Here is a 22755-nt window from a genome sequence, read left to right as displayed (position 1 = left end):
CGTGGAGCCGCCGTCCGGACTCCTCCTTCGGCCATTCGCGCCCCCGGCGGCGTCCGCATCGTGGACTATTGGAGTGCCTCAGTCCTATCGAGGTCCCACGAAGTCCCACGAAGTCCCGTGAAGTCCCACGGACCTGTTCGCTTTCGCTGGAGCCGACCATGGCCAAGAGCGTGCCGGTACCCTGCCCGACGTGCGGCAGGGAGCACCCGTTCACTCCCCCCACCTATCCCTGCGCCTGTGGCGCACCCCTCACCCTGCCCGTCCTGCCGGGCGCCGCCCCGCAGTTGCTCGCCCACCGCACCTGGCAGGAGAGCTGGGTCGCCGTCCGCTGCGCGGGCTGCGGACGCCAGGGCCAGTGGCCCAGGCCGGAGTTCGACTGCACCTGCGGCGCCGTCCTCCAACTGCCCGTCGAGAACGTCCCCGCGGCGGGCGACGAGGCGCGCCCCGCCGTCCGCCGCGCGGCCCGCGCCGCCTTCCGCCCGGTCACGATCCGCACCGAGCGCGACGCGGTCACCGCCGCCCAGCGCTATCTGCGCTGGCTGGGCTACACCCATGTGCAGCGCCCGGCGCACCGCGCCGCCGGCGGCGGAGTCGTCGACCTGGTGGCGGGCGGCCTCGTCGTCCGGGTGGACCCCACGACGCTGCCCACGACCGTGCGCGACGTCGAGTGCCTGTGGCTCTACGCCCTGGCCGACGACGCGACCGGCGTCTGCTTCTCCCTGGCCGGGTACACGACCGAGGCCCGGGCGCGGGCGGACGGCCTCGGGGTGCCCCTCTTCGTCATGGATCTCAGCGGCGCCCCGCGGGCGCTCAACGACCGCGCGGAGGCCATGGTCCGCAGACGGTGAAGCACGGTCCGCAGACGGTGAAGACGGTGAGGACGGCGAACCGGCCCCCGGCTCAGCCGCGTTGCTCCGCGACCTGCGACAGGGCGATCACGCTCGCCACGGTCTCGGCCGCCTCCAGCTTCCACGCCTCCAGGGCGTCCTTGCCGGAGTTGACGACGTCGTCGAAGAATCCGGTGCGTACTACGGTCCCCTCCGCGGGCTGCGCGGTGTCCCGCGACGCGGGCGGGGAGGACGGCTTCGAGAGCACACCCAGGAAAGCGGCGGCTCGGAGGGTCATTACGGCGACATTGCGCATGAAGTACCTCTAATCCGCTCATCGGCTGAGACACATCACGACTTGCCCTGGGCACTCTCGCGACATGCCCCGTGCCTCTCGGCGTCACTCGCACGAGAACGACACGCAGATACGAAAACGTTTCCCCGTTCGTGTATTCAGGGACCCCACCCAGGCACTTGTTCCACGGTGAGCATCCCCGGCCCCCGGGGAGGGCAAAACGATCCGCTCGACACTTCACCCAACAGAGGTAAATACCGGACAGGTTGGGCATTTCATTGAATGCCCGCCAGCTCCTCCAGGTGTGCCGTCAGCACCTCCGCACAGCGCTCCGGAGCCACGACGTCCGGATGCAGCACCGCCGCCTGCCCCAGCCCGTCCAGCAGCGCGGCCAGCCGCTCCGTCTCGACGCCGAGGTCGCAGCCGGGCCGCAGCATCCCCGACTCGTCGAGCCGGGCGAGGACCCGCCCCATGAGCCGCCGCGTGCCGGCGGCGGCCCGGTGCGAGAGCTCCGCGAACGCGGGGTCGGTGCGCGCGGCGGCGGTGAACTCCAGGAACACGACGACCTCCGCCCGCCTGCGCGCGTCCAGCGGCAGCAGCTCCGCCAGCAGCCCGCCCACCAGCCGCAGCCGCTCCTCCCGGTGATGCGCCCCCAGGTCCCCGATCCCCTCCACACCGCGCAGCAGCCGCCCGGTCACCCGGTCGAGCATCGAGCGCATCGCGAACTCCATCAGCTCCCGCTGCCCCGCGAAGTAGTGGCGCACCGAGCCGATGTTGAGCCCCGCCTCGTCGGCGACGGCGCGCAGCGAGGCGCGCTGGAGGCCGTCGCGCACGACGACGCGGAACAGGGCGTCGACGACCTCGCGGCGGCGGGCTTCGGGATCCACGATCTTCGGCATGGACTCTTTCTATCACGCCCGTGATAAATTCTTTCGTATCACGCTGGTGACAAATAAAAGGGAGCCTCCATGGAGCGGTACCTCAACTTCATGCTCATCAGGTTCGGTCTGGTGGCGGGCGGCCTGGTCGTCCTCGCCCTGGTGGTCTTCGCCGTCGCACTGGCCCTCAAGCGGCGCGGCCGCCTCGACCGGGCCCGGCGCTACGCCGATCCCGCGGCCCGGGCGCTGTTCCGCGCGGCGGCCCGCCGCATGGAGGACCGGGGCGGCCGACGGTGATCGAACACCTCCTGCTGGACCGCGCGCTCAAGGCCGCGATCGTCGTGGTGGCCGTCGCGGCCCTGGCCCTGGGCATGGCGGTCGTCTGGCGCCGGACCAAGTGACCGGCCGGCGCGCCCGCGCTCCCGCTACCCTGGCAGTGACACGCTGTCCATGGAGGGGAGCGGTGTGGACAGCACAGCCCAACTCATCGGCCGGACAAGCGAGTCCGCCGAACTCGTCTTCCATGCCCCCGACCCCCGTCTCGCCGGCCTCGTCATCGGCTACACCGGGCAGGACTGGACTCTCGCACGATCGATGCTGCGCCGGGTGGTGGCGCTGGCGTCCGTGATCGTCGTGATCGACTTCGAACCGCCGGTGCGGAGGCTGATCACCGGTGCCGGCCCGGCGGCGGTACCGGCCAGCCTGGTCAGGGGTCCGAGCACCCGGGCGACGGTGGTCGAGCAAGTCGGCCGCGAGTACGGCATGATGATCCAGCTGACCCCGCCCGGCGCCCACGCGCTCTTCGGTCTCCCCCTGCACGAAGTCACCGACCGGAGCGTCGGCCTCGACACCCTCCTGGGCACCGACGCCCGGCGGCTGGCCGAGCAACTGGCCGAAGCCCCGGACTGGCCCACGAGGTTCCGGCTGCTGGACGGCTATCTGCTCCGCCGGATCCATGACGGGCCGGAACCGGCGGCACCGGTCGGATGGGCCTGGCAGCGCCTGACGAGGCTGTCGGGCGACGTCCGGATCGGCACGCTGGCGGACGAAGTGGGCTGGTCCCGCCAGCACTTGAACGCCCGGTTCCATGAGGAGCTGGGCCTCCCGCCCAAGGCCGTCGCGCGCATCGCCCGGCTGCAGAAGACCCTCTCCTTCGTGAACCGCGCCGGGCCGATATCCTGGGCCGACGCCGCCGCTGCCTGCGGCTTCACCGACCAGTCCCATCTCAGCCGCGACTTCCGGCTGCTCACGGGCTGCACCCCGACCGAACTCCGCGCCCTCATGATCGACTGGCGCGACCTGCTGACGGGCGATCCCTCCACGACCCGCCGGTCGCTCCTCCGGCTCACCGGCGACCATGCCGCGTGACGAGTACACCGCACAGGTGCCCCGGCCGCGGCACGGCGCCGCACGAACCGTCGCCCTTCGCGACCGGACGTCCGGCGTCCGGAGCGCGCCCCGGGGCGGCGTGGAAGACGTTGCCCGGGCGCATTACCGCCCGATCCGCCTGCCCCGGGCGGCACACGAGCACATCCGGCGGTCGGGCCCGGCGTACTGTGGCACCAACACCTTCTGGCGGGGGTCGTCATGAGCGCCACACACGAGTCCGGCATGGGCGAGCGCATCGCCCGGCTTCGCATGCGGCGAGGGCTCACGCAGGAGCGGCTCGCCGAGAAGGCGGGCCTGTCCGTGGACGTCGTACGGAAGTTGGAGCAGGGGCGGCGCAGGACCGCGCGGCTGTCCACCGTCAACGCCCTCGCCGCCGCGCTGGACACCGAGCCGTCGGCGCTGCTCGGGCAGCTCACGACCTTCGAGGTCCCGCCGACGGCGGACGAAGCGCCCTCCGTGCTCGCCCTGCGGCAGGCCGTCTCACCGGTTGCCGACCTGCTCGGCGGTGACGACGACGTCGAAGACGCCCCGTCCATCGTCCAGTTGAAGGAGGCGCTCGCCTCGACCGGCAGCATCCGCAGGGAGGGGCGCGTCGCGGAGATCGGGGCGGTCCTCCCCCAGCTCATCCGGGACGCCCGCGCCGCGGTGCACGCCTCCGCCGGACGGGACGCGGCCGCCGCGAACTCGGTACTCGCCGTCGCCTACCAGGTCGCGGCGACCACGCTCACCGCGCTCGGCAAGGAGGACGCGGCGTTCACCGCGATGGAGCGGTCACTCGCGGCCATCCGCTCGTGCGACGACCCGAACTTGGAGACGCTGGCCGCGTCCACCCTGAGCTGGGTCCTCACCAAGCAGGGCAGGCTCGGCGATGCCGAACGCATCGCCCTCGCCCGGGCGGAACAGATCGAACCGGGCTTCCGCTCCGCCCCGCAGGACATCGCCCTGTGGGGCGTGCTCCTCCTCCGCGCCGCGACGGCGGCGGTGCGCCAGGAGAAGGAGCAGCAGGTCGAGGACCTGATGCGGCAGGCCACGGCCGCCGCGGACCTCGTCGGCGAGGACCGGCTCGTCTACGCCACCCCGTTCGGCCCCACGAACGTCGGCATCGCGAAGGTCAACTTCCTGGTGGAGATGGACCGCAGCCGCGAGGCCGTCCGCACCGCCCCGGCCGTCCCCGATCTCACGTCCCTGCCCCCGACCTGGCGTGCCCGCTTCCACGTGGACCGCGCCCTCGCCCACACCGACCTCGGCGAGGACGCCCGGGCGGTCCGCGCGCTGCTCACCGCGGAGCAGGACGCCGCCGAGTGGATGCGCTACCACGCCACGTCCCGGCGGCTGGTGGAGGAGCTGCGGGGCAGGGCGACGCGGGGCAGCGCACCCGTCTTCGCCCTGGCGGAGCGGCTCGGTCTCGCGGACTAGGACGGCGTGCCCTACCCGGCGCCGAATACGGGACGGCCCGTCCCTGGGACGCCTCTTCGCCGACCCCTAACGTCCTCGTTGTCGGACGGCGTCGGCCCCGACCCCCCGCCAGGCAGCGGGGCCGACGCCCCTATTCCCATGACAGGAGCGGCCCCCATGCCTCATACACGTCCTCACGCCACCGAGCCGTGCAGGATCGGGCAACATGCCACATGCATCGGGGCCACCCCCATCCGCCACGTGGGCACCGCGCGTACCGAGGCCCTCCCCTGCACCTGCGCATGCCACCAGGCGACCGACAAAGCCGGCCTCTGGCTCGTGTCCCGCGAGACACACCCCCGTGTCGCCCGCGAGGCCTGGGCCAAGGGCCTGCCCGCCACCCTCCGCGCCGGAATCCACTTCGACGCCGTCCACATCCCCGCCACCCTCGTCGAGCGCACCATCCCCGTCCCCCGCGACCGCGACGCCATCGAACACCACTTCCGCACCGCCGGCATCACCACCGCCGTCCTCATCTCCCGCCGCCAGGACCGCTACAGCATCCTCGTCCCCCCGGACACCGCCAACACCTGGAACGTCCCCGGCACCCACTGCCTCGGCTCCACCCACCACACCAACTACCTCGCCACACCCCCACCCACACGCCACGAGCCCCCCGGAGCCCACTGGCTCCTCCCCGCCCCGGAAGGCGAGCACCAGCTCTGCCCACCCGACACCATCCGGGCGCTGCTGAACCGTCGCGCCCCGGCCGTCGCGCGGCCCTCGTGGACCACCTCACCCCCGTAGAGGCGGTCCACGACGGAACCGCGCGACCGCGGGAGGCGGCTCACCGCCCTCACCCCGATTGCGGGATGGGCACGACGTTAACGAGCGCCCCAGTACGCGGGATTGGAAAAATGTAGGATCCATGGCACGAACCCGGTGGTCCGTCGTTCCCTGCTTCCGAAGGAGGGGCGCGATGCGGACAGATCAGGCGGCTGTGCTCGGCATCCGGGCATCCGAGTCCGCCGAACTCGCCTACTGCGCCCCCGATCCCCGCCTCAGCGGCCTCGTCCTGACGTACACGGGACAGGACTGGACGCTCACCCGGCCGCTGGTGCGACGGGTGATGGCGCTGGCCTCCGTGGTCCTCGTGATCGACTTCGAGTCGCCGGTCCGGCGGGTGATCACCCACGGCCACCCGCCGGTACGGCCTCCGGCGGCCTCGCTGGTCGCCGGTCTCAGCGACCGGCCGATGCTGATCGAGCAGGCCGGACGGGCCTACGGCATGACGGTGCAGCTGACTCCGCCGGGCGCCCGCGCACTGCTCGGCCTCCCCCTGCACGAACTCACGAACACAGCGCTGGATCTCGGCGATCTCCTGGGCGCGGACGCCCGGCGGCTGGTCGAGCGGCTCGCCGAAGCCCCCGGCTGGCCCGCACGGTTCCGGCTGCTGGACAGCTTCCTGATCACGCGCATCGGCGCCGGACCGGAACTGGTGGCACCGGCCGTATGGGCCTGGCAACGTCTGACAGCCCTGTCGGGCGATGTGCGGATCAGTACCCTGGCGGACGAAGTGGGGTGGTCCCGGCAGCACTTGAACGCCCGGTTCCACCAGGAGATCGGCCTGCCGCCCAAGACCGTGGGCCGCATCGCACGACTGCAGCGGACCCTGTCCCTCATGAACGACACCCGGCGGCTCACCTGGGCCGATGCCGCCGCGGCCTGCGGATTCACCGACCAGCCGCACCTCAACCGCGACTTCAGGATGCTCGCCGGCTGCACCCCGACCGGGCTCCGCAACCTCATGACGGACTGGTCCGGCCTGCTGACGGGCAATCCGCTCATGACCCACCAGCCCCTTCTCCGCCGCATAACGAACGGGAGTTCAGGGACGCTTCGCCGTTGACCCACCCCGGGTTCGTGGTACTCGGGGCGGCCCCCTCCGCGCCGTAGCGGGGTACCCATGCCGACCGACACGTCCCCGGCACCCAATGCCTCGGCGCCACCAACCACACACCACCAACCTCCGCGCGCCCACTGGCTGTTGCCCGCCCCCGAGGCCGAGCGGAGGCTCCGCGCCTCCGAGGCCATCCGCGCCCTGCTGAAGCACCACACGTCCGCCCGGTCCGGATCGGGTAGCCCATGTGGGTGATCGTGGGAGATCGGGCCCGGGCCTAGAGTCTTTGTCATAGGGCCTGCCCGAAGGGGGAGCCAGGTGCCGATACCCAATCCCTGCGGGGAAAACCGCCACAAGATCACCATCGTCATGACGACCGATCCGGGCAACGTCGCCGATGGCGACCGTCTCTGGGACAGCTACTTCGCGTATCTGGAGAACGGCCACGGACAGTCCCTCATCGCCTACACGCTCACCAAGGGGCCGGAATCCGTCAACCCCTTCGACCCTCGGTCGCCGGTGACCGACCGGACCATGTACACGCTGGACGAGTGCTACCCGACCGGCCCCGACATCACCCGGCACTGGGAGCAACTCGCGCAGGAATGGGAGGACTTCCCGGAGGCCCTCGCCTGGGCGCAGCGCCCGGGGACCCAGACCGTGATCCTCCAGGACGGACTGGTGGTGCATTCCCTCTGGCACGCCGACGAGACGCCCTGATCCGGCGGAGGGCCCACGTGGTCCCAGAAGTGGCCCTGCCGATCCCGCAGGGCCATCTGGTCGAGCGGCTCGCCGAAGCCCCGGGCTGGGAGGCGAGGTTCCACTCGGGCAGGAACCGTCTCCGCCCCCGCGCCTTCGTCGTGGAACTATCGCGGGCCTGCTCGGAGCAGCGGCCCGCCGGAACCCGGGAGTCCCTCATCGCCCACGGCCACCCGGCCGTCAGCGTCCGCCGAGGCTGCTCCCCCCGTCGACGTCGAGGACGTGGCCGGTGACGAACCCCGCGTCGTCGGAGAGCAGGAACGCGACGGCCGCGGCGACGTCGTCAGGAGTGCCCAGGCGCCCCATCGGGATCGAGGCGATCGTCCTGCGCTCGGCCTCGCTGCCGACGGGCCGCGCACGGCGGAACAGCTCGGTCGCGGTGGGGCCGGGCGACACCGCGTTGGAAGTGATGCCGTCCGGGGCGAGTTCCAGCGCCCAGGAACGGGTGCAGCCCACGAGCGCGCTCTTGGCCGCCGCGTAGGACGTACGGTCCTTGGCGCCGTACGTCGCCCGCGAGGCGATGTTGACGATCCGGCCGAACCGCTCCGCGCGCATGCCCGGCACGAGGGCCTGGACGATCTGGACCGAAGCGCGCAGGTTCACGTCCATCACCCGGTGCAGGGTTGCGAGATCGAGGTCCTCGATGGGCTGGGGCTGCGCGATGCCCGCGTTGTTGACGACCCGGCAGACCCTGCGCCTTCGGGTGAGCTCTTCAAGCATGCGCGCGGTGTCCTCGACGTCGGCGAGATCACACCGCAGGAATGTGCCGGGGGACTCCTCCTCGGGCGCGTTCCGGGCGACGCCGACGACCCCGTACCCCGCCTTCGCGAGCCGCCGGGAAATCGCCAGCCCGATGCCCCTGCCGGCGCCGGTGACCAGTACGTCCTTCATGTGCTCCCCAGACTTCCGCTGTTCTCCCGCCGTTGCCCGTCCCGGTCTTCCTCCGGGCACCGTCCGGGCACTGTCCGCTCGACAGTGTCGCGTTGCCGGTGCGGCGCCGGGCGGACCATCGGCATGGTCCGTCAACTCGCCTCGCCCGGAACGGAATGCGGGGAGGCGGCCGCACCCCCGCCGACCGACCCGCCACACCCGCCCCCGAGAACCGGGTTGTGCGGAAATGCGGTACGCGCCGGTAGCACATTCCGCCGACGCCGCCACCCGTTCCGTCCCCGCACCGACCGGGTATTCACCTTTCACCCTCTCCGTCACGGAAGGGGCAATCCCCCCATCACGTCAGGGATGGTGCACCATGCGACTCGCGCCGACCCCGTTCCGCCCCGTGTGCCCGCCGCCGGGGCCGACCAAGGTGACCAGGGACGATCCGCGCTACGCCTCGCTGACGAGTCTCGGAACTCCACGGTTCCGGGGCACGGGCACGCCGGAGTACGTCTGGGTGGTCAGGACGACCGACCACGTCGTACGGGCCGTCCAGGAGGCCGTCCGGAAGGGCAAGCGCCTGGCGGTCCGCTCCGGCGGGCACTGTTACGAGGACTTCGTCGACGATCCTTCCGTGCAGGTAGTCATCGATCTGTCCTGCATGACGACGGTCTCCTACGACCGGCGGCACCGCGCCTTCGCCGTCGAAGCCGGGGCCACGCTCGGCCAGTTGTACCGCGAGCTGTTCCTGCGGTGGGGAGTCACCGTTCCCGCCGGCTGGTGTCCCGGGATCGGCGTGGGCGGTCACGTCGTCGGCGGCGGCTACGGACCCCTGTGCCGGTGGGCCGGGCTGAGCGCGGACCATCTCCACGCGGTGGAGGTCGTGTTCGTCGACCGGAACGGCACGGCCCGGCGCGTCGTCGCCACCCGGGAGCCGGGCGACCGGCACCGCGAGCTGTGGTGGGCCCACACCGGCGGCGGAGGCGGCAACTTCGGTGTGGCCACCCGCTACTGGTTCCGTGCACCGGATGCCACGGGCCACGACCCGCGCCGGCTCCTGCCCGCGCCGCCCGCCTCGGTGCTGAACTTCCACGCCGAGTGGGACTGGCGGGGAATGGACGAGGCGGCCTTCTCCCGTCTGGTGGGCAACCAGGGCCGGTGGAGCGAGGAGCACAGCTCCCCCGGATCCCCCTTCGCCCGGCTCGACAGCGAACTCCATCTGTTCCGGGCCCTCGCGGGCAGGAGCGTCCTGGACGGCCGGATCTCGGTCGGCGACGCGAGCGCGCAGCGGATGCTCGACGACTACGTCACGGCTCTCAACGAGGGCGTCGGCTCCCCCTTCACCGTCCGGCAGGAGCGGCTGCCCTGGCTGACCGCCACGCTGCGCGGCCCGGGTCTCGACGAGAACCCGTACCGGCTGAAGCCCAAGTCGGGCTACCTGCGCGGACGGCTCACCGACCGGCAGACCGCGGCCGCGTACCACCACCTCACACGGCCCGACTCCCCGGTCGTCGGAGGCGCGCTCGGCCTCTACACCTGCGGCGGAGAGGTCAACGCCGTCGCCCCGGACGCGACGGCGAGCGCACAGCGCGACTCCGTCCTCAAGGCCGTTCACCTGGCCGCCTGGACGGATCCCGCGGAGGACGCCGCGCACCTGGCCTGGGTCCGCGCCTTCTACCGGGACTTCTACGCCGACACCGGCGGCGTTCCCGTACCGGGGGCGGGCAACTGCGACGGCTCGTACATCAACTACCCCGACGTCGATCTGGCGGATCCCGAGTGGAACAGCTCGGGAACCCCCTGGAGCACCCTCTACTACAAGGACAACTACGCCCGGCTCCAGACGGTGAAGGCCCGCTGGGACCCGCGGAACGTCTTCACCCACGTGCTGGGGGTGGAACCGGCGTAGGTGATCGCCGGACGCGCGGCGCGGGAGTTCACGGAGGGATTCCCTCACGGTATGCCGTAGGTGTACCGGGGTGCCGGACCCCGGTACATGGCAGGAGGCCCTCATGCGCTGTCCGCGAATTCGCTTCGTATCGCTCGCACTCTGCACCGCCGTCGCCACGACGGTCCCGACGGCGCTGGCCGCTCCCCCGGCCGTCACCTGCGAGCCCGGCGGCCGGGCCTACGCCCCGCCCGGCGGGTTCTGGGGCCCCGATTCCGTTTCCGGCTGTCACGTCCTGGGCAGTCCGGGGGTGACCGAGGACATCGTCTGGCAGACCGTCGACGCCGACGCCGAATCGCCGGTGTGCGTCCAGGCGTTCAGCTACCAGGACCAGAAGTGGCACTTCCTGGGCTGCGGATCGTCGGGGGAGGGCGTGATCCCCTGGGGGAACGTGGTGGGCTCTCCCAAGATACGGGCCGGCAGCGCGCTCACCGGGACCTTCGTGACCTGGACCTACTGAACGCACCTACGCGGAACCGGACCGCAGCTCGCGGATCAGTTCACGCACCGCCGCGCTCCCCGCCAGCTCCGGTGTCGTGACGTAGCCGACGGCCCGCGTCGGGCGTCCGTCGCCCAGGTCCGTGACGGTCACCGTCGACGGCGCGGAGGCGAGGGAGAGGGCGGGCATGATGGCCATGCCGAGGCCCTGGGCGACCATCGACAGGACCACGCTGTCGTCCTCCGCGTCGATCGTGGCGGGCGGGATCCACTCCTGGGCGGCCCACCAATCCCTCGTGTACGAGCCGCAGTTCTCGGCCCAGTCGACGAGGGGGAGGGAGCGGGGGTCGGGGTGGCCGGCCGGGGCGACCAGGGAGTACGGCTCGGTGACGAGGCGGGCGGAGACCATCGTGGCGGACGAGGCGTCCAGGGTCGCGATGGCCAGGTCCGCACGGCCGTCCGCGACCTCGCCCGTCGTGCCGCGGCCGATCTCGCGGACGACGCGCACCTCCGGGGAGAGCCCGGGGTGGCGGGCCCGCAGCCGGGCCAGGGGCCCGGGCAGCAGATGCGCGGCGGCGCTGCGGAAGGCGGCGATCCGCAGCGGGCCGGAGAGGCCCTCGGGTCCGGGGCCGCGGGTCTCGTCGCCCATGGTCTCCAGCAGCCGCAGGATGCGGCGCGCCCGGCCGGCCGCCCGCAGGCCCGCGTCCGTGGGGCGCGCGCCGTGCCGGCCGCGGTCGAAGAGGACGGCGCCGAGCTTGCGTTCACAGGTGCGTACGGTGTGGGAGACCGCGGACTGGGTCAGGCCGAGGCGGGATCCGGCGGCGGTGAAGCTGCCCTCCTCCGTTATCGCGACGAGGACGCGCAGTTCGGGGACGGTCGGTCCAGGGACGGTCGGTGCGGTCTGCGGCATGCGCCGAATCTACGATCATGAACGGCATTCATGGAAGGGGTCGATCCAGTAGTCCCGCCCGCTGGGACGGGCCGCACACCGCCGCCTACCGTGCAGCCATGACCAGCACCTTCCACGCCGTGCACCAGATCGCCCGCCCCCACGGCCTGCCCACCGCCGCCGACTTCGCCTTCGTCGAGGAGCCGCTCCCGGCCGTCGCCCCCGGCACGGCGCTCGTCGAGAACGTCCTGCTGTCCGTGGACCCGTACATGCGGGAGGCGATGGATGCCGCGTGGGAGCTGAACACTCCGCTCGAAGGCCGGTCCCTGGGCCGGGTCGTGGAGTCCCGCGATCCCGCGCTCGCCGTCGGCGACCTCGTCTTCCACCGCGCGGGGTGGCGCACCCACGCGCTGGTGAGCACGGCGGAGGGGGCGCGGGCGCTGCCGCGCCACGAGGGCGTACCGCTGAGCGCCTGGCTCGGCCTGCTCGGCGGTACGGGCCTGAGCGCGTACGTCGGCCTGGCGAAGGTGGCCCGGCTGCGTGCCGGGGAGACGGTCTTCGTCTCGGCCGCCGCGGGCGGAGTGGGCAGCGCCGTGGGGCAGTTGGCGCGGCTGATGGGCGCGGGCCGGGTGGTCGGGAGCGCGGGCTCGGCGGCCAAGGTCCGGCACCTCGTGGACGACCTGGGCTTCGACGCGGCCTTCGACTACCACGACGGGCCGGTGGCCGGGCAGTTGGCGACGGCCGCCCCGGACGGCATCGACGTGTACTTCGACAACGTGGGCGGCGACCATCTGGAGGGCGCGATAGCGGCCATGCGCCCGCACGGCCGGATCGCCTGGTGCGGGGCGGTGGCCCAGTACAACAGCACCGAGCCGCCGCCCGCGCCGCGCAACCTCTACGACGTCGTCGAGAAGAGCATCCGCCTGGAGGGCTTCCTCGTCCGCAACAACCGCCATCTGCAGGGCGAGTGGGAGGACTTCCTGGTCCCGCACATCCGGGCGGGACGGGTGGTGCAGGACGAGACCGTGATGGACGGATTCGAGGGGATCGTGGAGGCGTTCCGGGGGATGCTCCAGGGGCGCAACACCGGGAAGATGCTCGTCCGCGTCACCCCCTGACGCAGGGACACCGGGACACCGGGACGCAGGGACACCGGGACGCAGGGACGCCGGCTCACGGGCCGACCAGCGCCGCCGCCTCCTCCCGCAGCCGCACCTTGCGCACCTTCCCGCTCACCGTCATCGGAAAGCTCTCCATGATCCGCAGATAGCGCGGGACCTTGTAGTGCGCCAGCCGGCCGCGGCAGTAGCGGGCCAGCTCGTCGCGGGTGAGGGGCTCCGCCGGGTCGCGGAGGATGACGCAGGCCATGATCTCCTCGCCGAGGCGCTCGTCCGGGACGCCGACGACCTGGACGTCGGCGATCTTCGGATGGGTGTGCAGGAACTCCTCGATCTCCCGGGGGTAGACGTTTTCCCCGCCCCGGATGATCATGTCCTTGCTGCGGCCGACGATGCGGACGTAGCCGTCCTCGTCCATCACCGCGAGGTCGCCCGTATGCATCCAGCGGTCGGCGTCGATGGCCTCGGCGGTGCGCTCGGGCTCGTTCCAGTAGCCGAGCATCACGGAGTAGCCGCGGGTGCACAGTTCGCCGGTCTCGCCGCGCGGGACCGTGGCGCCTGTGTCCGGGTCGACGACCTTGACCTCGATGTGCGGGAGGACGCGTCCGACGGTGCCGGTGCGGCGGTCGAGGTCGTCGTCGCGGCGGGTCTGGGTGGAGACCGGGGAGGTCTCGGTCATCCCGTAGGCGATGACCACCTCCTCCATGTGCATCTCGGCGACGACCCGCTTCATCACATCCGTCGGGCACGGCGAGCCCGCCATGATGCCGGTGCGCAGCGTCGACAGGTCGTACGTGGCGAAGTCCGGCAGGTCGAGCTCGGCGATGAACATCGTCGGGACGCCGTAGAGGGAGGTGCAGCGCTCGCGTTCGACGGCGTGCAGGGTGGCGGTGGGGTCGAAGGTGCGGGCGGGGATGACGACGCAGGCGCCGTGGGAGGTGGCCGCGAGGTTGCCCATGACCATGCCGAAGCAGTGGTAGAAGGGCACGGGGAGGGCGATGCGGTCCTCCTCGGTGTAGCCCAGCAACTCGCCCACGGAATAGGCATTGTTGAGAATGTTGCGGTGGGTGAGGGTGGCGCCCTTGGGGAAACCGGTGGTGCCGGAGGTGTACTGGATGTTGACGGGGTCGGAAGGGCTCAGCCCGGCCTCCCGCTCGGCGAGCCGCTCGCGCGGGATGCTCCCGCCGAGCCGGACGAGGCCGGTCCACGTCGGGTCGCCGAGATAGACGACGTCGCGCAGCGCGGGGCACTCCCCCCGCACCTGCTCGACCATGCGCCGGTAGTCGCTCTTCTTGTACTCGACGGCCGAGATCAGCACGGAGACCCCGGACTGCCGCAGCACGTACGCCAGTTCGTGGACGCGGTAGGAGGGATTGATGTTGACCATGACCGCCCCGATGCGCGCGGTGGCGTACTGGACCATCACCCACTCCGGGCAGTTGACGGCCCAGATGCCGACCCGGTCGCCCTGGGCCACCCCCTTGGCGAGCAGCCCCAGCGCGACCTCCTCGACGGCCCGCGCGAACTCCGCGTAGGTCCACCGGCGACCGCCCCGTACGTCGACGAGCGCCTCGCGTTCGCCGAAGAGCTCGACGGTGCGGGCCAGGTTGGCGCCGATGGTCTCGTCGAGCAGGGGGGTGTCAGTGGGGCCTCCCGCGTACGAGGGTGTGCTCACCGGTGGTCTTCCTCTCTGAACTCGGTGCCGCCGCCCTGTGCGGTGCGCTCGCGCAGTTCGATACGGCGGATCTTGCCGGAAACGGTCTTGGGCAGGTCGGCGAACTCCAGCCGGCGGATGCGCTTGTACGGGGCGAGGACGGCGCGCGAGTGGGCGAACAGGGCCTTCGCGGTGTCCGGTCCCGGCTCCCAGCCGGCGGCGAGGACGACATACGCCTTGGGCACGGCGAGGCGCAGCGGGTCCGGGGCCGGCACGACGGCCGCCTCGGCGACGGCCTCGTGCTCCAGGAGGGCGCTCTCCAGCTCGAAGGGGGAGATCTTGTAGTCGCTGGCCTTGAACACGTCGTCGGCGCGCCCGATATAGGTGATGTACCCGTCCTCGTCCCGGGAGCCGATGTCGCCGGTGCGGTAGTAACCCCCCGCCATCGCCTCGGCGGTGCGCTCGGGATCGCCCTCGTAGCCGGTCATCAGGCCGACGGGGCGCTCGCGCAGGTCGAGGCAGATCTCCCCCTCGTCGCCCGGCTCGCCCGTCACCGGGTCGAGGAGGACGACGCGGAAACCGGGGCTCGGGCGGCCCATGGAACCGGTCTTGAGCGGTGCCCCGGGCGGGTTGGCGACCTGGACGGAGGTCTCCGTCTGCCCGAAGCCGTCGCGGATGGTGACCCCCCAGGCCCGCCGGACGGCCTCGATGACCTCGGGGTTGAGGGGCTCGCCCGCGGCGACGGCCTCGCGCGGCGGGGTGCGCAGCGCGCTCAGGTCGGCCTGGATGAGCATCCGCCACACGGTCGGCGGGGCGCAGAAGCTGGTCACCGCGCAGCGGTCCATCTCGGCCATCAGGCGCGCCGCGTCGAAGCGGGTGTAGTTGTGCACGAAGACGGTCGCCTCGGCGTTCCACGGGGCGAAGAGGTTGGACCAGGCGTGCTTGGCCCAGCCGGGCGAGGAGATGTTGAGGTGGACGTCGCCGGGGCGCAGCCCGATCCAGTACATCGTGGTCAACTGACCGATGGGGTACGAGACGTGGGTGTGCTCGACGAGTTTGGGGCGGGCGGTGGTGCCGGAGGTGAAGTAGAGGAGCAGCGGGTCGTCGGCGCGGGTGGGGCCGTCGGGGGTGAACTCCTCCTCGGCCCCGGCGCTCTCCTCGTAGGCGAGCCACTCCGGCGAGGGGGCGCCGCCGACCGCGATCCGCGTGTACGCGCCGGGGACGTCGGCGAACTTGCCGGTGTCCTGCGCGCGGACGATCACATGGCGGGCCCGGCCCCGGCCGACGCGGTCGGCCAGGTCGGCGGGGCCGAGCAGCGGGGTGGCGGGGATGACGACGGCGCGCAGCTTCATCGCGGCGAGCATGGTCTCCCACAGCTCGGTCTGGTTGCCCAGCATGACCACGATCCTGTCGCCGGCGGCCACGCCGTGGCCGCGCAGCCAGCGGGCGACCTGGTCGGACCGGCGGCGCAGGGTCTCGAACGACGACTTCGCCTCGCTCCCGTCCTCCTCGACGATCCACAGGGCGGTGCGGTCGTTGCCCCGGGCGAGCGGATCGAACCAGTCGAGCGCCCAGTTGAACGTCGTGGGCCGGGGCCAGACGAAACCCTCGCAGGCGGCCTCGTAGTCCGCCCGGTGGCCGAGGAGGAAGTCCCTCGCCGCCCGGAACTCCTCGCGCTCCCGCACCCGCTCCTGCACGGGCTCGTGTTCGGGCCGCCTCGTCGTCACGTGTACCTCCAGGTTGCCGGGTGGGCCGTCGGTCGCAGGTGAGCATCGTGCGACGGTGATCGAGGACCCTCCCCCAGCTACCGCTGGGAGGTGCCCCCACCCCGGACAGTATTGACCGCGCCTCGCGAACACGGGTTTCCTGAGTGGGTTTCCTGAGTCGATGACAGAAGCGCGGCCACGGGATCGCCGACCCCGCCGCGATTCTTCCAAAGTTTTTGCCCCTCCATGGCAGCGTGGTAGCGGGACCCGGCGCACGGCAGGGGCGCACACCCGGCGCACGGGGTCACGGCAGGGGTCCGGGCGCCCCCATGGTTGTTGCGGCCGGGAAACCGGGAGGCGTCCCCCGGGCGAACCCCCGGGAACCCCGGGGCAACGGCCCGTCAACGGGCCGTCAAGGGTGTCCGGGCAGGGGTCAACAGGCTGTCAAGGAAACGGTCGTCCGCCCATGGAGCGGGCATAGCGTGAGCGGCGCGGCCTCGCGGCCGTCTCCACGACGGATCCCTCCTCCCATCCGAGGATCACCATGCATGTCAACCGAACCCCCGCCGAGGCGGCGGCCGTCGCCGCCGTGACGGCCGCCAACGGCCCCCGGGCCGAGGGCGGGGAGTCCTCCTCCGAATCCTCCGAAGAGCCGTCCCATCCCGGCGGGGCGCGGCGGACCGGCCGCCCCTCGGAAGCACTCCTGGTGCCCGTGCGCCCCTGCGCCGACGGCTACGCCCTGCGCGTCTTCCGTACGCCCCTCGGGGCCCGGACCGCCGTCGCCTTCACCACCGCCGGCCGGCTCGCCGCGTGCCTGGGCCCCGGCCAGCCCGCCGTCCGCCTCGCCCTGCCCGCCGTACGCTCCCTCGCCGGCCCCCTCGGCGTCACCACGGTCTCCGTGGATCCCCAGCTCACCGCCCCGCCGGTGCGCTCCTCGCCCGACGGCCCCGCGTCCGCGGCCCTGCTGCCCACGTTCCCCGGCTGACCCGGCCGGCCCCGCGCCGTGGGGCGGCGCGGCACGGCCGCCCGCCCGACGGCCCCCCTTTGCACCGGGACCGCACGGGCCGCCGCCCGCGGCCCTCTCCGCCCCTGTGCCGTCCGCCCGTTGAAGGAAACCGCGTGTCCCTCCCCGTCGCCCCCCTCCCGCCGCTCGTGCCCGACGACACCGTGCCCGCCCCGGTGTGGCCCGCCTCCACCCTCGCCCTGGCCACCGGCGGACTCTCCGTCGGCGGCGTCGCGCTCGCGGAGCTCGCCGACCGGTTCGGCACCCCGTCCTACGTCCTCGACGAGGACGAGGTCCGCACCCGGGCGCGGGCCTGGCGCACCGCCCTCCCGGACGCCGAAGTCGCCTACGCGGGCAAGGCGTTCCTCTCCCGCGCGATGATCCGCTGGATCGACGAGGAGGGGCTGAGCCTGGACGTGTGCTCGGCCGGGGAGCTCGACCTCGCCGCCCACGCCGGCTTCCCCGCCGAGCGGATCATCCTGCACGGCAACGCCAAGAGCCCCGTCGACCTGGCCACCGCCCTGCGCCTCGGCGTCGGCCGGATCGTCATCGACGGCCCCGGCGAGATCGCCCGGCTCGCCGCCCTCGTCCCGCCCGGCTCCCGGCAGCGCGTGCTGATCCGGGTGGTCCCCGGCGTCGAGGCGGGGGCGCACGCGGCGATACGCACCGGCATGGAAGGCCAGAAGTTCGGGCTGCCCATCGCCGGCGGCGAGGCGGAGGAGGCCGTCGCCCGCGCCCTGGTCCAGCCCCGGCTCGAACTCGTGGGCCTGCACTGCCACCTGGGCTCCCAGATCACCTCCACCGGCCCGTACGTCACCGCCGTCCAGCGGCTCGTCGGCCTCCTCGCCCGGCTCCGCGACCGGCACGGCGTCACCTTCCCCGAGCTGGACCTCGGCGGCGGCTTCGGCATCGCCTACCGCGACGGCGACCCGGCCTTCGAACCCGCCGCCTACGCCCTGCGCGTCACCGGCGAACTCGCCCTGCGCTGCGCCCGGGCGGACCTGCCCGTCCCCCGCCTGACCGTCGAACCCGGCCGCTGGATCGCCGGCCCCGCCGGCGTGGCCCTCTACCGGGTCCTGGCCGTCAAGACCACCGGCGCCCGGACGTTCGTCGCGGTCGACGGCGGCATGAGCGACAACCCGCGACCCGCGCTCTACGGCGCGCACTACACCGTCCGCCTGGCGGGCCGCACTTCGCGGGAGCCCGCGCGGGCGGTCACCGTCGTGGGCCGGCACTGCGAGGCGGGCGACGTCCTCGCCGAGGATGTGCCGCTGCCCGGCGACGTCCGCCCCGGCGACGTCCTCGCGGTCCCCGCCTCGGGGGCCTACCACGTGTCGATGGCCTCGGCCTACAACCTGGTGGGCCGCCCCCCGGTGGTGGCCGTGACCGACGGCGCGGCGCGGCTGCTGGTGCGCCGGGAGACGGCGGAGGATCTGCGGGGGCGGGACGTCGGGGTCTGAACCGCCTTACTGCACGGGGATGTCCGCCCACAGGTCGGGCTCCAGACGGGCACCGACCGGCGCGAGCCGGGAGATCTCCACGAATGTCGGTGCGGGCAGGTCACGGCCGAAGTACTCGCGGGCCACGGCCTCCACTCCGGGGCGTTCGCGCAAGTCGGTCACGTACCAGGTGGACTTGAAGACCCGGTCCAGTGAAGTGCCCGCCGCCTCCAGGATCGCGAGCTGGTTGCGCATCGAGATGTGCGTGTGCTCCTCGATCGTGGCCGGGGGCGCGTAGCCGGTGTACATCTCCTCGGCCGTCCCGCCGATGAAGATCGGGATCGAGCCGGTGCCGGCCGAGGCCAGCAGGCGGCCCCGTACGTCGAACGAACCGATGCCGCCGTCCGGGTCCGGGCGTGCGCCGTGGTCGGTGGCGACCCATGCCGCGACCTCGGTCCACTGGCCGGGCCGGGTCGCCTTGCTCACCACGACCGGGCTGACGGCCGGGCAGTCCCGGCCGTAACGCCTGCCGGCCAGGGCCTCCAGCAGCGGCCAGGAGGCGGCGTCGCGGACGTACACGACCAGCTTGACGAGCGAGGCCCGGGCGGCGCCGAACGCGGCGACCCGCCGGTCCAGTTCGTCGAGACAGCCGGCCAGCTCCTCGACGGGGCCGGGGCCGGGGGCCGGCGGGGAGACGGTGAGGGTGTGCAGGGTCGCGGCGCTGTCGACGACCGTCGCGACGGGCACGGGGCCGTCGCGACGGACGCGCCGCACTCCCACCGGCTCCCGGGCCGGGGCGCGGCCGCCCACAGGTCCATCGTCACGCGCGCGCCCCGGACCGGGGCACCGGGGCCTTCCAGCCAGGCCGCGGCCAGTTGACGGCCGTACCGGTCCTCCCACGCGCGTCCGGCCTCGGCGATCTCCCGGCTCTCGGTGGCGAAGTAGTTGAGCTTGACGGGCTCCGCGCCGTCACCGACCAGGCCGAGCACCTCGTGCAGGTTGTCCAGGCAGGCGTGCATCTGACCGCGGGTGTCCGGCGGGACGTCGCCGTCGCGTTCGGGCGTGACGAGGCTCGGGAACACCAGCTGGGCGCCGGCCTCCAGGGCGTATCCGGAGCAGAAGGCGAGGCCGGAGGGCTGGCTGACGGGGACGACTTCATCGAGGCGCATGATCATCCTTCGGGTCGTATCGCGGACATTCCGCACAGTAGGGATGAACCACCTCCGGCGCGTCCGCCCCAGGAACCGGAATAGATTCCTCCGTCTGTCCTAGGCCGAGCGGTCCTGTACGGTGCATGCCGAGTTCATCAAGATCACGGGGAGAACACTCATGCACATATCCCGTTCGCGCGTCGCCGTCGCCGCCGCGTGTGGCGCGGCACTGGTCTTCGGGTCGGTGTCCGGCGCGCAGGCCGCCGCCCCCGGGCAGGCACCGGCCCGGGGCGTCCTCGCGGCCGAGGGCCAGGGCGGCGGGTCCGGGGCGCCGTCCGCCGCGGACCTGCGGCGGGCCACCGCCCGGCCGTCCGCGGCCGCCGCGATGACGATCCCCAAGTGCCAGGGCACGTGGAACCAGACCATCGCCAACGTGACGGTCAAGGAGTCGCTCAAGGGCGGCATCCCGTGGCAGGTCGCCCTGACCAAGAAGCTCAACGCCCCGATGGGGACGGTCAACTTCCGGACCCAGATCTTCGCGGACGGCCACGAGGTCGCCGGTAACGGCACCCAGAAGCGGCAGTGGAACTACAACTTCCATGGCACCGTGCCGCGGACGTTCGTCCGCGCCGACAACAAGAAGAAGTTCACGCTGCCGGAAGGCAGGGTCGTCGCGTTCTTCTGGACGTGGCAGTCGGCCTCGAAGCCGAACTACGAGGGCTACCGGTACACCATCTGCCAGTTCCAGCCGTAGGGCTGTGCGGGGGCGGGCGCCGGGGGCTTTCCGCCCCTGCCCCGCCCTTTCCCGTAGCCAAGAGTGTTCAGGCGATGCCGAACTCTCCGGCCTTGACGCCTGCCACGAAGGAAGAGAACGCCTCTATGGCGAAGCCTGAAGCCGGGCTGTTCGGGTCCCTGGAGTCACGGACGGGAAGGTCATCGCTTCGGGGGGAGCCACCCCTGAAGTCCGGTGAGATATCCGAGTTCCGACTCGATGCGCCGCCGGTCGTCGGTGGTGAGCTCCAGACCGCGCAGATCGGTGAGCCAGGGGTCGGTGGGCTCGCCGAGGGCCGTCGCCAGGTCGACGAGGTGGCACAGGGCGATGGCCCGCTCGGCCGGCGCGGCGTCCGCGCCGTGCCTGCGGAGCGCGGACTTGAGCGCACGGAAGGCCTGCAGGTCGTCGTTTTTGAACTCGCGCAGGATCCGGGCGTTGTCGAGCGCCTTGGCCAGGCCGGTCAGCTCCTTGGAACCGCCGTACTCCACTTCGAGGGGCTCGTCGCGCTGGACGAAATAGACCGAGTTCCCGGACGGGTCGAACAGCGTGAACCGTGACGCACCGGGCCGGTAGCGGGTGATCCGCGGACGGCCGGAACTCAGCACCTTTCCGTAGGCCCGGCGCATCGCCGCGACGAGCGCCGCGTGGTACGGCGCCACGGCGTCGACCATGACCAGGCAACTGCCGGGATCCTCGGGACCCGGGCCGAAGTGCAACTCGAAGCCGCTCCACCGCAGTACCAGATACGTGTACGGCCTGCTCTGTCTGTAGACCGTCTCGAACCCCAGCGCCTCATAGAAGTCGAGGGTCTCCTCCACGGACGCGCACCGCATGATCGGCACCGTCGTCTCGTTCGGCCGGACTGTCGGCTCGCTCAAGCCGCTCACCTCCCGGGTCGCCCGGCGATGGTCGCACCCTTCGGCGAAAACCGCACATGGATTGTTCCGGGCCTCCGTCGGACCGGGCCTACGGGGCCATGTGCTTTACAGGTCCCGGCCCATGCACACCCTCCCCCACCGCTCCAGCACGGCTTCCCGCTCCCGCACCGCCCGTAGCCCCGGCGTCAACTCCCCCTCTCCCAGCCGCCGGAAGCCGCACCGCTCGTAGTACGGCGCGTTCCACGGCACGTCCGCGAACGTCGTCAGCGTCAGCGCCGTCGCGCCCGACTCCCGGGCCACGCCCGCCGCGTGCTCCAGCAACGCACGCCCGACGCCCCGCCGCGCCGCGTCCGGGTGCACGGACACCTGCTCGACGTGCAGAGCGGCGTCGATCGGTTCGGCGAGGAGGTAGGCGACGGGGCTGTCGGAGTCGTCGACGGCCACCCACGCCAGCCCCGCCCCCTGGAAGCGGCGGAGTTCCTCCAGGGACGGCGGGTCGTCGTCGGCGATCTCCGGCATGCCGACGTCGTGGAAGCAACGGCCCGCGGCCCTCTCGATGTCCTGGAGCAGGGGGAGTTCGTCGGGGCGGGCGATACGTATACGCATGGGGCAATGGTACGGACGGAGGCGCTCAGCGGCCGGTGAAGGGGTTCCGCGGCCACCGTCGGGCCCGCCCGGCGCCGTTCTCCTCCTCGGTCTCCTCGTCCGGCGCGTGGAGCACCGTCCAGCTGACCGCCGAGACGGCCGGTTCCAGCGACAGGCGACTGACGGCCTCCTCCAGGAGGCTGTCGTCCCGCCGTTCGGTGGTCAGTTCGGCCGTGACGGCGACCTGGCCGGCCGCCTCGGCGTCCCGGCTGGAGACGGAGCGCAGCCGGAAGCCGGGCCGGGTGACGGACTGGACGACGAGGCTGCGGACGTGGGCCTCCTCCGGTTCGGTGCAGACGGCCTCGAAGAGGTAGTCGGTGGCGACCTCCGCACCGCCCCGCAGGTCCCGGTCCAACTGCCGGGCCAGCGGCCGCAGCAGCGTGTTGGCCGCGACGACCCCGACCGTGCCGAGCACGGCGATGATGTACAGCCCGGTGCCCGCGAGGGCACCGACCGCGGCCGAACACCACAGCGTGGCCGCGGTGTTCAGCCCCCGCACCCGCAGTCCGTCCCGCATGATGACACCGGCGCCGAGGAAACCGATGCCGGAGACGATCTGCGCGGCGACCCGCGAGCCGTCGTACCCCGTCGTACTGGTCGCGTCCGCGAAGCCGAACGTCGAGAGGAGGACGAAGAGGGCCGATCCGGCCGCGACGAGCGCGTTGGTGCGCAGTCCCGCTTCCCGGGCCCGCCACTGCCGCTCCAGCCCGATGATCGCGCCCAGCCCCAGGCCGGCCCCGATGTTGGCCGCCATGTGCCACTCGTTGATCGTGGTGCTCCGGATCATGGTGCTCC

General features: G+C 72.5%; 24 protein-coding genes. 13 read left to right on the top strand and 11 right to left on the bottom strand.

Annotated features, from left to right (window positions below; translation table 11 throughout):
* Positions 1-158 precede the first annotated feature (158 nt).
* Positions 159-848: a hypothetical protein gene (locus tag AB8735_RS29360; protein ID WP_372410485.1), complete on the top strand. Its 690-nt coding sequence runs from the start codon at positions 159-161 to the stop codon at positions 846-848.
* Positions 849-900: 52 nt separating this feature from the next.
* Here AB8735_RS29360 and AB8735_RS29355 read toward each other — a convergent pair whose 3' ends face one another.
* Both AB8735_RS29355 and AB8735_RS29350 read right to left on the bottom strand, forming a co-directional pair.
* Positions 901-1125 (bottom strand): hypothetical protein, encoded by a 225-nt coding sequence (locus AB8735_RS29355; protein ID WP_344019802.1) that lies wholly within the window; start codon positions 1123-1125, stop codon positions 901-903.
* Between the two features lie 272 nt (positions 1126-1397).
* On the bottom strand, positions 1398-2021 hold the full coding sequence (locus tag AB8735_RS29350) for a TetR/AcrR family transcriptional regulator (protein WP_372410482.1): 624 nt from the start codon (positions 2019-2021) through the stop codon (positions 1398-1400).
* A 69-nt stretch (positions 2022-2090) separates the two neighbouring features.
* On the opposite strand from AB8735_RS29350, the gene AB8735_RS29345 reads away from it, so the two are divergent.
* The 6 genes from AB8735_RS29345 (at position 2091) to AB8735_RS29320 (ending at position 7404) form a co-directional block, all read left to right on the top strand.
* Positions 2091-2297 (top strand): hypothetical protein, encoded by a 207-nt coding sequence (locus AB8735_RS29345; protein WP_344019798.1) that lies wholly within the window; start codon positions 2091-2093, stop codon positions 2295-2297.
* 168 nt (positions 2298-2465) lie between these two features.
* On the top strand, positions 2466-3368 hold the full coding sequence (locus AB8735_RS29340; protein ID WP_372410479.1) for a helix-turn-helix domain-containing protein: 903 nt from the start codon (positions 2466-2468) through the stop codon (positions 3366-3368).
* 219 nt (positions 3369-3587) lie between these two features.
* The gene (locus tag AB8735_RS29335) at positions 3588-4805 is read left to right on the top strand and encodes a helix-turn-helix domain-containing protein (protein WP_372410477.1); all 1218 of its coding nucleotides are present in this window, start codon (positions 3588-3590) and stop codon (positions 4803-4805) included.
* A 240-nt stretch (positions 4806-5045) separates the two neighbouring features.
* On the top strand, positions 5046-5591 hold the full coding sequence (locus AB8735_RS29330) for a hypothetical protein (protein ID WP_372410475.1): 546 nt from the start codon (positions 5046-5048) through the stop codon (positions 5589-5591).
* Between the two features lie 172 nt (positions 5592-5763).
* Positions 5764-6693, top strand: a complete 930-nt coding sequence (locus tag AB8735_RS29325; protein WP_344019788.1) for a helix-turn-helix domain-containing protein — start codon at positions 5764-5766, stop codon at positions 6691-6693.
* A 309-nt stretch (positions 6694-7002) separates the two neighbouring features.
* Entirely contained in the window at positions 7003-7404 is a 402-nt protein-coding gene (locus tag AB8735_RS29320; protein WP_372410473.1) for a hypothetical protein, read from the top strand.
* 219 nt (positions 7405-7623) lie between these two features.
* Here the strand turns inward: AB8735_RS29320 and AB8735_RS29315 are convergent, their stop codons facing one another.
* Complete coding sequence (locus AB8735_RS29315; RefSeq protein WP_372410470.1) at positions 7624-8334, bottom strand: SDR family oxidoreductase; 711 nt, start codon at positions 8332-8334, stop codon at positions 7624-7626.
* Positions 8335-8692: 358 nt separating this feature from the next.
* On the opposite strand from AB8735_RS29315, the gene AB8735_RS29310 reads away from it, so the two are divergent.
* Positions 8693-10228 (top strand): FAD-binding oxidoreductase, encoded by a 1536-nt coding sequence (locus AB8735_RS29310; RefSeq protein ID WP_372410468.1) that lies wholly within the window; start codon positions 8693-8695, stop codon positions 10226-10228.
* 103 nt (positions 10229-10331) lie between these two features.
* Positions 10332-10727 (top strand): hypothetical protein, encoded by a 396-nt coding sequence (locus AB8735_RS29305; protein ID WP_344019780.1) that lies wholly within the window; start codon positions 10332-10334, stop codon positions 10725-10727.
* A 6-nt stretch (positions 10728-10733) separates the two neighbouring features.
* On the opposite strand, the gene AB8735_RS29300 is transcribed toward AB8735_RS29305, so the two are convergent.
* Positions 10734-11615: a LysR family transcriptional regulator gene (locus AB8735_RS29300; protein WP_344019778.1), complete on the bottom strand. Its 882-nt coding sequence runs from the start codon at positions 11613-11615 to the stop codon at positions 10734-10736.
* A gap of 98 nt (positions 11616-11713) precedes the next feature.
* Here AB8735_RS29300 and AB8735_RS29295 point away from each other — a divergent pair, with 98 nt between their 5' ends.
* Positions 11714-12712: an NADP-dependent oxidoreductase gene (locus AB8735_RS29295; RefSeq protein ID WP_372410464.1), complete on the top strand. Its 999-nt coding sequence runs from the start codon at positions 11714-11716 to the stop codon at positions 12710-12712.
* Positions 12713-12767: 55 nt separating this feature from the next.
* Here the strand turns inward: AB8735_RS29295 and AB8735_RS29290 are convergent, their stop codons facing one another.
* Both AB8735_RS29290 and AB8735_RS29285 read right to left on the bottom strand, forming a co-directional pair.
* The gene (locus AB8735_RS29290; RefSeq protein WP_344019774.1) at positions 12768-14387 is read right to left on the bottom strand and encodes an AMP-binding protein; all 1620 of its coding nucleotides are present in this window, start codon (positions 14385-14387) and stop codon (positions 12768-12770) included.
* Positions 14384-16093 carry an AMP-binding protein gene (locus AB8735_RS29285; protein WP_372410461.1) on the bottom strand — a complete coding sequence of 570 codons (1710 nt, stop codon included), beginning with the start codon at positions 16091-16093 and terminating at the stop codon, positions 14384-14386. The genes AB8735_RS29290 and AB8735_RS29285 overlap by 4 nt, the downstream gene beginning before the upstream one ends.
* A gap of 523 nt (positions 16094-16616) precedes the next feature.
* On the opposite strand from AB8735_RS29285, the gene AB8735_RS29280 reads away from it, so the two are divergent.
* Both AB8735_RS29280 and lysA read left to right on the top strand, forming a co-directional pair.
* On the top strand, positions 16617-17057 hold the full coding sequence (locus AB8735_RS29280; RefSeq protein ID WP_344019772.1) for an SAV_915 family protein: 441 nt from the start codon (positions 16617-16619) through the stop codon (positions 17055-17057).
* 134 nt (positions 17058-17191) lie between these two features.
* A complete protein-coding gene (lysA, locus tag AB8735_RS29275) occupies positions 17192-18535 on the top strand; it encodes a diaminopimelate decarboxylase (RefSeq protein WP_372410460.1) in 1344 nt (447 codons plus the stop codon).
* A gap of 6 nt (positions 18536-18541) precedes the next feature.
* Here the strand turns inward: lysA and AB8735_RS29270 are convergent, their stop codons facing one another.
* Positions 18542-19324 carry a Rid family hydrolase gene (locus AB8735_RS29270; RefSeq protein WP_372410459.1) on the bottom strand — a complete coding sequence of 261 codons (783 nt, stop codon included), beginning with the start codon at positions 19322-19324 and terminating at the stop codon, positions 18542-18544.
* Between the two features lie 519 nt (positions 19325-19843).
* On the opposite strand from AB8735_RS29270, the gene AB8735_RS29265 reads away from it, so the two are divergent.
* Positions 19844-20419, top strand: coding sequence for a hypothetical protein (locus AB8735_RS29265; RefSeq protein ID WP_372410457.1), 576 nt, complete (start codon positions 19844-19846; stop codon positions 20417-20419).
* A gap of 67 nt (positions 20420-20486) precedes the next feature.
* On the opposite strand, the gene AB8735_RS29260 is transcribed toward AB8735_RS29265, so the two are convergent.
* The 4 genes from AB8735_RS29260 to AB8735_RS29245 form a co-directional block, all read right to left on the bottom strand.
* Entirely contained in the window at positions 20487-20699 is a 213-nt protein-coding gene (locus AB8735_RS29260; RefSeq protein WP_372411932.1) for a DUF397 domain-containing protein, read from the bottom strand.
* Positions 20599-21324, bottom strand: coding sequence for a glyoxalase (locus AB8735_RS29255; protein WP_372410456.1), 726 nt, complete (start codon positions 21322-21324; stop codon positions 20599-20601). Before AB8735_RS29255 ends, AB8735_RS29260 begins: the two co-directional genes overlap by 101 nt.
* Before the next feature lie 96 nt (positions 21325-21420).
* Positions 21421-21921 carry a GNAT family N-acetyltransferase gene (locus AB8735_RS29250; protein WP_372410455.1) on the bottom strand — a complete coding sequence of 167 codons (501 nt, stop codon included), beginning with the start codon at positions 21919-21921 and terminating at the stop codon, positions 21421-21423.
* 25 nt (positions 21922-21946) lie between these two features.
* Positions 21947-22747, bottom strand: a complete 801-nt coding sequence (locus tag AB8735_RS29245; protein ID WP_344019750.1) for an MgtC/SapB family protein — start codon at positions 22745-22747, stop codon at positions 21947-21949.
* Between the last annotated feature and the right edge of the window lie 8 nt (positions 22748-22755).

It is taken from the genome of Streptomyces luteireticuli (assembly GCF_041519305.1).
Taxonomy (GTDB): domain Bacteria; phylum Actinomycetota; class Actinomycetes; order Streptomycetales; family Streptomycetaceae; genus Streptomyces; species Streptomyces luteireticuli.
The sequence above is the reverse complement of the archived record's forward strand: the minus strand, read 5'-3'. Positions and strand labels throughout refer to the sequence as shown.

Coding starts and splice junctions, on each gene's coding strand:
- AB8735_RS29250 (WP_372410455.1), bottom strand. CDS start 21,921: ATGCGTATACGTATCGCCCGCCCCGACGAACTCCCCCTGCTCCAGGAC.
- AB8735_RS29335 (WP_372410477.1), top strand. CDS start 3,588: ATGAGCGCCACACACGAGTCCGGCATGGGCGAGCGCATCGCCCGGCTT.
- AB8735_RS29345 (WP_344019798.1), top strand. CDS start 2,091: ATGGAGCGGTACCTCAACTTCATGCTCATCAGGTTCGGTCTGGTGGCG.
- AB8735_RS29355 (WP_344019802.1), bottom strand. CDS start 1,125: ATGACCCTCCGAGCCGCCGCTTTCCTGGGTGTGCTCTCGAAGCCGTCC.
- AB8735_RS29280 (WP_344019772.1), top strand. CDS start 16,617: ATGCATGTCAACCGAACCCCCGCCGAGGCGGCGGCCGTCGCCGCCGTG.
- AB8735_RS29350 (WP_372410482.1), bottom strand. CDS start 2,021: ATGCCGAAGATCGTGGATCCCGAAGCCCGCCGCCGCGAGGTCGTCGAC.
- AB8735_RS29310 (WP_372410468.1), top strand. CDS start 8,693: ATGCGACTCGCGCCGACCCCGTTCCGCCCCGTGTGCCCGCCGCCGGGG.
- AB8735_RS29315 (WP_372410470.1), bottom strand. CDS start 8,334: ATGAAGGACGTACTGGTCACCGGCGCCGGCAGGGGCATCGGGCTGGCG.
- AB8735_RS29360 (WP_372410485.1), top strand. CDS start 159: ATGGCCAAGAGCGTGCCGGTACCCTGCCCGACGTGCGGCAGGGAGCAC.
- AB8735_RS29265 (WP_372410457.1), top strand. CDS start 19,844: ATGCACATATCCCGTTCGCGCGTCGCCGTCGCCGCCGCGTGTGGCGCG.
- AB8735_RS29295 (WP_372410464.1), top strand. CDS start 11,714: ATGACCAGCACCTTCCACGCCGTGCACCAGATCGCCCGCCCCCACGGC.
- AB8735_RS29305 (WP_344019780.1), top strand. CDS start 10,332: ATGCGCTGTCCGCGAATTCGCTTCGTATCGCTCGCACTCTGCACCGCC.
- AB8735_RS29245 (WP_344019750.1), bottom strand. CDS start 22,747: ATGATCCGGAGCACCACGATCAACGAGTGGCACATGGCGGCCAACATC.
- AB8735_RS29300 (WP_344019778.1), bottom strand. CDS start 11,615: ATGCCGCAGACCGCACCGACCGTCCCTGGACCGACCGTCCCCGAACTG.
- AB8735_RS29325 (WP_344019788.1), top strand. CDS start 5,764: ATGCGGACAGATCAGGCGGCTGTGCTCGGCATCCGGGCATCCGAGTCC.